The sequence below is a fragment of the Companilactobacillus bobalius genome (assembly GCF_009764355.1).
In genome coordinates this window covers 12,372-24,870 of sequence record NZ_LNUA01000011.1, presented here as the reverse complement: position 1 = coordinate 24,870, position 12,499 = coordinate 12,372, and the positions used below count along the sequence as shown (strand labels likewise).

5 protein-coding genes are annotated in these 12,499 nt (G+C 35.6%); 1 reads left to right on the top strand and 4 read right to left on the bottom strand.

Annotated elements, in window-relative coordinates; translation table 11 throughout:
- On the bottom strand, positions 1-204 hold the full coding sequence (locus ATN92_RS01940; RefSeq protein ID WP_025086359.1) for a type II toxin-antitoxin system HicA family toxin: 204 nt from the start codon (positions 202-204) through the stop codon (positions 1-3).
- A 123-nt stretch (positions 205-327) separates the two neighbouring features.
- A complete protein-coding gene (locus ATN92_RS01935; RefSeq protein WP_087721291.1) occupies positions 328-5,856 on the bottom strand; it encodes an adhesive domain-containing protein in 5,529 nt (1,842 codons plus the stop codon).
- Positions 5,857-6,698: 842 nt separating this feature from the next.
- Here ATN92_RS01935 and ATN92_RS01930 point away from each other — a divergent pair.
- A complete protein-coding gene (locus tag ATN92_RS01930) occupies positions 6,699-10,877 on the top strand; it encodes a beta strand repeat-containing protein (protein ID WP_056953416.1) in 4,179 nt (1,392 codons plus the stop codon).
- Positions 10,878-10,996: 119 nt separating this feature from the next.
- Here the strand turns inward: ATN92_RS01930 and ATN92_RS01925 are convergent, their stop codons facing one another.
- Together ATN92_RS01925 and ATN92_RS01920 are read right to left on the bottom strand one after the other, a co-directional pair.
- Positions 10,997-11,659, bottom strand: a complete 663-nt coding sequence (locus ATN92_RS01925) for a hypothetical protein (protein WP_056953414.1) — start codon at positions 11,657-11,659, stop codon at positions 10,997-10,999.
- Positions 11,660-11,732: 73 nt separating this feature from the next.
- Positions 11,733-12,422 (bottom strand): 2,3-diphosphoglycerate-dependent phosphoglycerate mutase, encoded by a 690-nt coding sequence (locus ATN92_RS01920; protein ID WP_056953412.1) that lies wholly within the window; start codon positions 12,420-12,422, stop codon positions 11,733-11,735.
- Positions 12,423-12,499: the final 77 nt, after the last annotated feature.

The window sequence follows — 12,499 nt, the reverse complement described above, 5'->3', positions numbered from 1 at the left end:
TTAGATATCGGTAACCTTAATACCAGCCTGCTTCAAAATTTTGCTCTCAATTCCATGTTCGAGCTCCTTATCATGATGTATCGGCACTGGTAGCGTCACATTGGTATCGGGATTATACATTTTTAAGTGCGATCCATTCTGCGACTTTTTAACAAAACCATGTTGTCGTAGTATTTTCACGATTTTCTGGGGTTTCATTGCCATATTATTACCCCCTCTCATATATCATTGTACACAATATCAGTCCAGTTCAAAAATAATAGACTCGACAACGCAAAAAAACACAAAGCCATCAACTAGACTTTGTGTCTTTTATATTAACTATTTTTATTGATTCTCTCTTTTCTTAAATACTTTTTTGAACATAACTACAATCAATGCTAATAATGCACCTCCAATTGAAATAATACCTGCAGTTTTTTCACCAGCTTTCGGTAACATTCCAGTTTTATTAGATTTTTCAGCCACATTTTGACCATCAGCATTGTTAGATTTCACAATACTTCCGTTACCAATTACTTGACCACTGGATGATAGACCGTTTCTATTTGAAAGACTTTCATTTTGTAATCCTCCACTCGAATTAATACCACCAGATACAACTGAACTTTCAAACTCACTATTACCAGATTGTCCACTACTATTGTTACCAGCATTACCATCCGTGTTGCCGCCGTTATTGTTATTTCCGTCGCCACCACCTGTATTGCCGCCGTTATTGTTATTTCCGTCGCCGCCACCTGTATTGCCGCCGTTGTTGTTGTTTCCGTCACCGCCACCTGTATTGCCGCCGTTGTTGTTGTTTCCGTCGCCGCCACCTGTGTTGCCGCCAGTATCATTAGCACCAACGTTTATTTGAACAATATTACTATTCTTAGAGTACTGACCATTCTTAGCCACCACTTTAACTCTTACTTGATCATCTTTGTTTAATTTACCAGTTTCTACAGTAAATTTACCGTCTGAACCAATTGCACCGGTTCTCTCAGATCCATCAGACAAGATGACAACTACTTCAAAATCTGTTCCTTCCGGAACTGGTTGATTAAATTCAACCGAGCCTGTCACTTGTGTGTCACCATCAATAATCGAATCAACGGATGGTGCTCTAACTTCATAATCATTCAGAGGGTTATCGATTGATGGCAGTCCAGAATCAACGAGTACTGAAACTTTCTGACTAGATTTTTCAAAGTTTGTATTTCTCGCAATTATTTGTACGTCTACATATTCTCCGCTGTTCCATTTTTCAGTGTCAATTGAGAATCGTCCATTTTCATCAATACTTCCCGTATGTGGATTGCTATTCGAAAATGGTTGTACGTCTGCCAACATAAAGCTTCTTTGCATTCCATTAGACAAAGTTACAACTACTTCAAATATTGTTCCCTCTGGAATTGGTTGATTCAAGACAACTGAACCATTTACTTTCATATCACCATCTGTAATCTTATCAACCACTGGTGTTGCTACTTCATAGTCTTCTAATGGGTTGATTTCTTCTTTTTCACCTACGGTTACTGAGATTGATGCACTGTCCTTAAAATAGCCATCGTTTTGCGCCGTAATTCTAATTGAAATAATCTCCCCAGTATTAAGGGCAATCGTTTCAATACTAAAATCACCATTTTCATCAACCCGTCCTTTCACTTCTGTGCCATCAGCAAGAGTTGCCACAGCTTCAAAAGTTGTTCCCTCTGGAATTGGTTGGGTTAAATTCACTGAACCATTAATTGTGGTTGCACCTTCTAATACTTCATCAACTATTGGTGCATTAACAATATAATTTGCTAATGGATTAGTGTCAGGGATTTTTGATCCTACTGTCACTGAAATTGGGCTACTTTCTTTTTGGTCATTACCGTTATGAGCGACGACTTTAACCGAAACAGTATCTCCTTCTTTCAATTCACCAGTTTCAACAGTAAATTTACCATTCTCATCAATCTGTCCCTTCACTTCCGTACCATCTGGTAAAGTAACTATCACTTCAAAACTAGTTCCCTCTGGAATTGGCTTTGTCACTTCCACTGAACCACTAACAGAAGTATCTCCAGATACAATTGGATTAACTGTCGGTGAAGCTACATTATAGTTTTCCAATGGATTGGTTACTTCACTTGTAGGCTCGACAGTTACCGAAATTGAAGCTCCATCCTTTGTATATTCGCCATTCTCGGCTGTAATCTTAACTGATAGAATATCACCTTCGTTTAACGAACCTGTCTCTACAGTGAAACTTCCATTCGCGGAAACTACGCCTACCTTCTGGCTACCATCTGTTAGTGTCACTACTGCCTTGAATGAAGTTCCTTCTGGAATTGGTTGTACTAGTTCTACCGATCCATTGATAGAGGTAGAATCCGCCTTGACTGGAGTAACTACGGGCTGTGATACGTCATAGTCTGCCAATGGATTCCCCGCTTCAATTGCTGGACCAACGATTACTAATACTGGACTACTGTCCTTCTGATTATTGCCATTATGAGCAACAATTTTAACTGAAACAGTATCTCCTTCCTTCAATTCACCAGTACTAATATCAAAGTTACCAGTTTCATCAATTTGACCTTTTAGCTCACTACCATCTGGAAGTGTAACTATAGCTTCAAATGTTGTGCCTTCCGGAATTGGTTGTGACAAGTTTACTGATCCAGTAACCGATGTATCTCCCGATATAATTGGATTAACTACTGGTGAAACTACATTGTAATTTTCCAGAGGATTGGTTGCTTCTGATGGCCGCACGTTTACCGAAATAGAAGCACTATCTTTAGAGTAATCTCCGTTCTTAGCTGTCACTTTAACGGAAAGAATTTCATCCTTTTTCAAAGCACCAGTTTCAACTGTGAATTGACCATTTTCATCAACCGTACCCATCTTTTCAGTTCCATCAACCAACGTTACAACTGTCTCGAAACTCGTACCCTCCGGAATTGGCTGGACTAGATCAACTGATCCTTTAACCTGCATATCTCCTTCGGTAACTGTATCAACTGAAGGTACTGAAACTTCATAGTTGCTCAAAGGATTAGTCTCAGTAATTTCTGGTTGTACAGATATCATCACAGGTGAGCTTTCTTTTGTATTCTCACCATTAATTGCTACAACCTTAACTGAAATAACATCTCCTTCTTTTAGCTCCCCTGTTTCAACCGTGAAATTACCATCAACATCAACTATAGCTTTTTTCTCATTTCCATCTGGCATCGTTATAACGGTTTCAAACGTTGTACCTTCTGGAATTGGTCGTTCCAGTGTAACCGAACCACCAACTGACGTATCACCCGATGTAACAGGATTAACTACTGGCGAAATCACATTATAATTTTCTAATGGATTTGTTACCTTGGCTGGCTGCACCACTACTGAAACAGAAATACTATCTTTCACGTTATTGTCATTATGAGCTCTGATCTTTACAGATAGGATTGCATCTTTTTCCAAAATTCCGGTTTCAATTGTAAAATCACCATTTGCAGCAACAGAACCTGTTTTCTCAGTTCCATCAGCTAAAATTGCTACTGCTTCAAATGTTGTATTCTCCGGAACAGGTTGTACTAAATCAACTGATCCTTTAATCTGTTTATCTCCTTCAGTCAGAACATCGACATCCGGTTTCGAAACTTCATAATCATTTAATGGATTCGTCACTTCAATCCCTGGTTGAACAACTATTGATACTGGAGAACTTTCTTTCGTATTCTCACCATTAGTTGCTACCACCTTAACTGTAATAGCATCTCCTTCTTTTAACTCTCCTGTTTCAACCGTGAATTTTCCATCTGCATCAACTGCGGCTTTTTTCTCACTTCCATCCGGCATCGTTATAACAGCTTCAAAAATTGTACCTTCTGGAATTGGTTGTTCAAGTTCAACTGAACCTTCAACTGATGTATCACCATCCACAGCAGGGTTAATAGCTGGTGAAGACACATTATAGTTTTCCAACGGATTAGTAATTTCAAGTGGCTGAACTGTTACTGCCGTTGAAGCACTATCCTTAGAATAGACATCATTTTTAGCTCTAATCTTTACAGATAAATTATCCTTCTCCTTTAATTCACCGGTATTAATTACAAACTTGCCATCTTCTGCTACTATTCCTGTGGCTTCAGTTCCATCGGATTGAATAACCACAGCTTCAAAAGTTGTGCCCTCAGGGATTGGTTGATTTAAAGCTACTGTACCTTTTATAGAAGTATCTCCTGCATAGGCTGAATCAACCGTTGGTGTAGCGACGTCATAATCAGCTAACGGATTTTCAGTTCCTATTGTTGCTTGGACAGTTACCGATACTGATGAACTTTCTTTAGTGTATTCTCCATTCGTTGCCACTATTTTGACTGATAAAATATCACCTTCGTTCAACATTCCTGTATCTAAAGTAAAATTACCATTTTCATCAATCTCTCCACTTACTTCTGTACCATCTTTAAGAGTAGCAGTTGCATTAAATGTTGTACCATCTGGAATTGGTTGATTTAAGGTTACCGAACCTTTTATAGAAGTATCTCCTGCATAAGATAGCGATACTGTAGGAACACTTACCGAATAGTTTTCTAATGGATTCTCACTTGTCTGACCTGCTTGAACGGTTAAGGATGCAGCTTCACTATCTTTAGTATAAGCACCATTCGTAGCCTTAATTTTTACGCTAATGATCTGATCTTTTTGTAAGACTCCAGTTTCAATTACAAAACTTCCACTAGCATCAACATTACCGCTGATTTCAGTCCCATCGTCTAATGTTGCAATTGCAGCAAAAGTTGTTCCCTCCGGAATCGGTTCATTGAGCGCTACCGACCCGCTAATTGTTGTTTCTCCCTCAGTAGCCGGATCAAGACTTGGTAAAGCCACTTCATAATCAACTAATGGATCAACCGCATCGTTAGGGAAATTCAAAGTTACTGGTTGTCCTTCTTGATCTATCAGTGAAATGATATCGGCTGATAAAACAGCATTACTAATAACTGATGCCCTCACTGTTGTTGTAGCTGTATTAGGGTCACTAACTGTCGTTGTCAAAGTACCACTAGTTTGACCCAGAATATTTGCATTTAAAGCAGAACTTAAAATTGTTGAACTTCCATTGGCAATCTCATCAATTAAATCAAAGAGCGGTGTCGTACTACGTTTAAGCACTGTTAAGGCCGTATTAACAACTGGATTACTTGAACTAATACCATTGACCGCATCTTCTAAACCATTAAAAAGTGATGAGTATGCCTGATTAACATAATTACCTAATCCTTGTGTGAAATCGACTGAAATAGTTTTACCATCGGCTGAAACTATACCTGGCAAGGTATCATGATAGCTTCCTAATTCCTTTAATCCTTTTAAATCATCAATTGCATCTTGCAAACCACTAACATCCACGCCCAATAATTTAACTGCCCCGGCAAAAACATCAACAGCTGCCTCTACCGCTGCAAATAAAAGATCCACTCCAGGAACATCCGCAGGTACAATTGGCAATAACTGAGCATCAATTTGAACTGTCGCTCCTCCCACAACCTTTCCTTGTAATTCAGGTGGCAAAGAATAAACTAATACCTTTTTATCAGCCACTCCAACACTTGCTAACCCCATCCCTGAATATTTCAAGGATAGATCATAGTTTCCCTGTGAATTAGGTGTCATGGTATTTCCAGTTGTAGAAACCAAGCTGGCATTACCTAAAACTGAAATATCGGCTAAACCAGCCGTCGGCATGATAGTACTTTCTTGAGCTTGTTTATGATTGCTTTCTACTGCTGCACTCACCACTCCTGAGCTAGCGTTCATTAATAATAGAACTCCACTCGAAGTATATAGTGTTACATTCAATGCTTTTTGTTTTTTAATAGCCATACTCTCACCTCTAATATATTTGTGATTTATTTAACAATTACTAGGTTAGCATTTATAAACATCCCTGTAAACAAATATCATATTATTTTTATAATATTTTTCTTATATTTAAATCAAAACATCATTTAATTTAATGAACTTTTAAAGTCATATTTTGCCCACAAAACAATCTTTTGTTAATATTCATATTGAAGTTTCGGCCTACTAATCCCATCAAATTACCATAACCTGAAACTAATCATTCTTTTAATCTAATGGTCAATTTGCAACATTATTTCTCAATTTATTAGACTAATTTTTTGAGAGATCACTATACGACATAAAAATAAAAAGGCCATATTTTCATATGACCATCAAGAAATATTAGTTCTTTGGATAACAAATTAATTCATAATTAATGTATATTACATTTGGAGGATATTTTGAAAAGACTATATAATTTCAACAATCGAATTAATATTTTACTTAAGCTTAAAATTTTGAAATTTTTATTGATAAAAAACGAATCATTAATAATTTAGGATATTTCTTTTTCAAAATACTTTCCACAGTACTTCATAGAAAATGCTTGAATTCATAACGATGTTTTTAGTTTATCTATCCACCTGCATTGATACCAGACATTAAAAACATCAATGATGTTGTGAAAAAGTACCCTTGGATCAATCTAAGGATACTTTTTATTATCATTAATAATATCTTTTATATGCTTAATTAATTGTTCTATTAATGTAACTTATAATACTTTATATATATAAAATTAATTCTTTTTGTGTTTTTTAACATTATATGAAATATAATTATTAATAACTTAAGCGTTTTAATTTTGGAGGGAAATATTTATGAAATTGAATAAGTCACTAATAGCTACTATTGGTATTTCATTCTTTTCGACAATAGTACTTGGCAATTTAAATATTCAGCAGGTCAAAGCTGATGCAAACAATCCATCAATAACCAGTACTTCTAAGGATAACTCCTCTACAAGTTCTTCTAGTACTTCCAATCCTACCGATTTTGCTAGTTCTAACAGTCCCTCTAATTCAAAAAATAATTCCAATTCCACTGATTCTTCAACTCCCTCTACCCTCACTAGTTCCCCTGATCCTACAGCTAATTTAAATTCCATTGGATCAAATTCTGAAGATACTTCTAACACCGTCGACAACGTTAGTTCTAATAATGCTTCAGATTCCACATCTACTAACAGTAATGAGTTGCAACAATCCAACATTACCCTCACTGATTCAAATGGGAACAAAGTAATTAATAGTAAAAACCAGGAGTTTTCCCTTTCTGACAAATATAAAGTTGGAACCGATATTACCAGTTTATTACCAGACGATTTAAAAAAAGCCTATAAAATAGATGCTGGTCAAAACACAACTATTACCGCAGGAACTACTGATTATAATCTAAAAGTTACCGCTAACAAAACCAACCTGATTATGAAAGTCTATGGCAAGAATAGCGATGGAGCGGGTTCCGGTAATACAACTTACAATGTTCCATATGGAACCCCCGTTACTTTAGCGTATAGTAACGGTTTGGGTAGTGTAGACAAATATGTCTTCAAAGGCTATGCGTTTACAAAGTTGGTTGATAGAAATGGCAATGATCTTCCCACTGCTAATGGCAGCACAATAACTTTTACTTATGATATGCCTGCAATAAGTGATACTGACTCTTCAAATGTATATATTATTTATGCCATTTATGATATTCCAACTAACCAGTCTTTAAATGTCAACTATTTAGATGACCAGGGTAAACAACTATTTACTGACTCTTCAAAGAAATATAATGATGGAACCGATATTTTAACTGGTGATTCAATTAGTAATTTCTCTAATTTTTTAAACATCGATAATAAAAAATATACCTATTGGAAAATGGATCCTACTTTGCCTTATACCGTAACTGATAATAATTCGTTAACAGTTTATCTATTAGAAAATGATCTCAACTATACTACCGTTAACTATACAGACGAGAACGGTAATACAATTTATACCGACAAATTGCGTGGTGAAGTCGGTCAGACTGTAACTCCTAAAGATATTGCGACTATAAATCCTTCGTACCATATGGTAGATTCCATTAAAGATCATACGGTTACAGAAAAGAACACAACTCTAAACCTTCACGTTTCAGATGTACTTACTCTTCATCTTGTTCAAAAGGTCAATGGAGATATTGTCTTTGACTCTCAGACTACTAACAAAGCTTTTACGAAAATATTGCTTAAAAATGACGTTAAAGATATTGATTCAATCAGTTACGGTATAGACGATGCAGTCCAAGCCACATTCACTTCAGATCAGTTAACCGAATTTGACACAATAAGTACCCTTCTAAATATGTTTCCCTCTGCGGGTCTCAACTATGCTGTCATAAACTACAAAACAAGCGATGCCCCAACTGTTTCATACCAAGATGAAACTGGTAAAGAAGTATCCAATTTCACTCTAACTACTACTTCCAACGCTATCCAAAGTATTAAAGACAATGTTCCACCTTATTACTCTCTTCTTGATGAAGACAATCCCTATACTGTTAATAAAGATGGCAAAATAATATCCACAATTAAAAATAATTCTGCTTCAAGCATTTCAGGTAAAAATATTACATTATCTAACGGACAAAATTGGAATCCTGACGATACTATTTCTTCAGTTACCCTAGCTGATGGTACAAACATGACCGCCGAAGAGATAGCCGCTGCCATTAAGGACGGAAGTATTACAACAACTATTACTAACTCCGACGGCAACACTATTGATTCTCTAGATACCACTAAAACCGGTAAATATTCAGTCACCTATTCTTATAAAGATGTCACTGGAAAGACGGTTTCATCACAACCAATTACTCTAACTATTGAGGCTAAAGATTTTAGTGGTATCGTTGCTAAAGACTCAACCATTAAGAATGGTGCTTCTTGGCAACCTAGTGACAATATTTCTTCTGTAACTAAATCTGATGGTTCAGATATGACCGATGAGGAAATAGCCGCTGCTATCGAGAATAAAGACATCACTACAAGCATTGTTGATGCTGATGGCAGTACAATTGATTCATTAGATACTACCAAAGCTGGTAAATATACTGTTACTTATTCTTATAAAGATGATACCGGCTACACTGTTTCATCTCAACCGATCACTCTAACAATTAACGATAAAGATAAAGGTGCCATTACTACTAAAGATTCCACAATTGAAAATGGTGCTTCTTGGCAATCTAGTGACAACATTTCTACTGTAACTAAATCTGACGGTTCAGATATGACTGACAATGAAACAACTACTGCCATTAAAGATGGAACTATTACAACAACTATCACTGATTCAAGCGGTAATACAGTTGATTCTCTAGATACCACTAAGGCTGGAACTTATAAGATTACTTATAACTATAAAGATGAAGGCGAAAATACCATTAGTGCATCATCCACATTAACTATTAATGTTAGAGACCAAAGCAGTATCACTGCTAAAGATTCCACAATTAAAAATGGTGCCTCTTGGCAACCTAGTGACAATATTTCCTCTGTAACTAAATTTGATGGTTCAAATATGACTACCGATGAAATAGTCATTGCTATTAAAGATGGAACTATCACTACAGCTATTACTGATTCTGATGGTAATACGGTAAACTCTCCAGATACTACTAAAGCTGGTAAATATACAATTACCTATACTTACACAATTAATGGAAAAATTGTTTCGTCTCAACCAGTTATTCTAACCGTTAACGCTAAAGATCAAAGCAGTATTACAGCTAAAGATTCTACAATTAAGAATGGTGCCTCTTGGCAGCCTAGCGACAATATTTCTTTCGTAACTAAAACTGATGGTTCGGATATGACTACCAACGAAATCAACGATGCCATTAACAATGGTTCAATTAAGGTAACCATCACCGACCCAAGCGGAAATACCGTTACCTCAATCGATACGACTAATGTCGGAGATTACAAGGTTACTTATACTTATACGGATGATAAGGGTAATTCAACTACCATCAACCCACCAATCACCGTAACAGTAAGTAATCCTGTAGTTAATAACAGTGCTTTATCAACCAAAGATAGTACATTGAAAACCGGTAACACTTGGAATCCTGTAGATAATGTAAAGACTATAGTCGATTATTCTGGTAATAGTTTAACAGCTAGTCAGGCTTTAACTGATAAGACTCTTACCTATACCATCCAAGATAGTACAGGTTCTACAGTAGATTCAGTTGACACAACCAAGGTCGGATCTTATAAAATAACTTATTCATATACTGATACTACCGGAAAAGTTTTAACGTCCACAGCTACCATAACAGTTACTAAAGATCCGGCTGACAACAATGGCTCCAACAGTAGTGGTACAGGCAATTCCAATAACAATTCCACTGATCAACCCGACAGCAATAACTCTGACGATACTGAAATTTTTAATGGAACTATTACCATTTCAACAATAGATGCCAAAATATATGATGACAAAGGTAATTTTACAAACTGGACACTTACTTTGGACTCCAATTGGTTAACCGATAGAAAAATGAGTTTAAACGGTCAGACCTATTACCGTGTTGCCACTAACCAATGGGTTAAAGTTAGTGATACCTATGTTTATTATAATAATACAGGCTACATCAAAACTTACTCTGGCAACTATCCCTTAGTCGATTCACAGGGTAAAATTATCGCGAATGCAAGTCTAAATGCTAACAGCAATTGGCGCTTTGATAGATACGCTTATTTCAATAATCAGAAGTATTATCGTGTCGCTACGAATAAATGGATCAATGCTGAAAATGTTTTTGAATACCAACCAATCAGTAAAATTCTTAATACAAAAATTCATGTAAAAATATTTGATAGTGACGAAAATGTGGTAAGAACCATTTCATCATTGAGTCTTAAGACTGATCAAGCAGCAACAATCAATGGCACTAAGATGTATCGTGTTGCTACAAATGAATGGATCAAAGCTACTGATGTGAAAAATTTATATTAGTTCAAAAAAAATAATACCGACCGGATAGCATTTTAAGTGGCTATCAGGTCGGTATTTTTGATTAAATACAGCTATCATCTTTAAATATAGTTTTGTTGAGTTTTTTAAATGAATCAATTCTATTTTAATTTATTAATAGATATTTTGATTGGTTTGACATATTTGAATTCATATTTATCATCTGGAATATTTTCATTGGAATATTTTCTATTCTTTTTCATTTTCTTCCAGTATTTCCAATCAAAAATTTTACCTACCAATGCCAAATTTTTTTGCTCTATCCTCTTTAATTTAATTGATTTAACATCATGTTGTATTAGTGGAGTTGCACTAGCACTGTTGATAATATAATGTTTATTCATTTTCGGTTGAACAATACATAACCAGTGCGAGTTCGTAAAGTGAGTATGTTTTTCAATTATTTGTATTAAAATAAATTCATTATTTTTTAAATCATTAACATTTTTAACAAGATCATCATCCAAAATTTTCATATTTACACTATATTCAGATGCTAAAAGTGACTTTTCATTATTACTTTTAAGATAATAATCATCTAAAGCCTTTACGGCTACGTTACTATCGAAAAATTCACCGACATATGAACACTTCTTCTCTTTTGTAAAAAAGTTCAGCATATTTTTAGCTAACTGGGATAATTCTTTATTCTCATCTCTGCTACCTGACACGTATTTTAAACCATTAACGAATTCATAAATTAAACAGGTCGGTCCGTCTTGTTTTATTCGTCTAAAAATTTTATTATCTCCTTTATTCACCATTTATACAAAAAAACGCCCACACAGATTTACTCTGTATATAGGCGTTTTTTATTAAAAATAAACTAATCAAAAATTAGTTAAGCTTCTTCTTACTTACAACGTTCAACTTGTCATCCAAGTCATAAACAACTGGTTCACCAGTTGTCATTTCAACATCCATGATGTCAGCATCAGAGATATTTTCGATGTACTTAGTCAAAGCACGTAGTGAGTTACCATGGGCAGCGATGATTACGTTCTTGCCGTCTAATAGCTTAGGAGCAATTTCATCTTCCCAGAATGGAATTACACGTTCCAAAGTAACTTTAAGGTTTTCACCACCTGGAACAATTCTTGGGTCCAAGTTTGCGTAACGACGATCGTTAGCTGCTGAACCTTCGTCAGTAGCTTTCAATAGTGGAGGTAATGTATCGTATGAACGTCTCCAGATATGAACTTGTTCATCACCGTATTTTTCAGCTGTTTCAGCTTTGTTAAGACCTTGAAGTGCACCGTAGTGACGTTCGTTAAGTCTCCATGTCTTTGTTTCAGGAATCCATAATTGGTCACAGCCTTCAAGAGCGTAGTGCAATGTCTTGATAGCACGTGTCAATACTGATGTATAAGCTTGGTCAAATTGGATGCCAGATTCTTTAAGAAGTTTACCAGCGTTTTGAGCTTGCTTTACACCTTCTTCACTTAAGTCAACATCAACCCAACCAGTAAATTGGTTTGATAAATTCCATTCACTTTGTCCGTGACGAATGAAAACTAATTTTGCCATTTATATGATCCTCTTTTCATTTCTTTAACAATCTACATTTTACACGATATTGCCAATAAAAAAAAGAGAGTGACACC

Bases quoted from the DNA above. Each gene is read 5' to 3' on its own strand.
- ATN92_RS01930 (WP_056953416.1), top strand. From the start codon at position 6,699: ATGAAATTGAATAAGTCACTAATAGCTACTATTGGTATTTCATTCTTT.
- ATN92_RS01940 (WP_025086359.1), bottom strand. From the start codon at position 204: ATGGCAATGAAACCCCAGAAAATCGTGAAAATACTACGACAACATGGT.
- ATN92_RS01925 (WP_056953414.1), bottom strand. From the start codon at position 11,659: ATGGTGAATAAAGGAGATAATAAAATTTTTAGACGAATAAAACAAGAC.
- ATN92_RS01935 (WP_087721291.1), bottom strand. From the start codon at position 5,856: ATGGCTATTAAAAAACAAAAAGCATTGAATGTAACACTATATACTTCG.
- ATN92_RS01920 (WP_056953412.1), bottom strand. From the start codon at position 12,422: ATGGCAAAATTAGTTTTCATTCGTCACGGACAAAGTGAATGGAATTTA.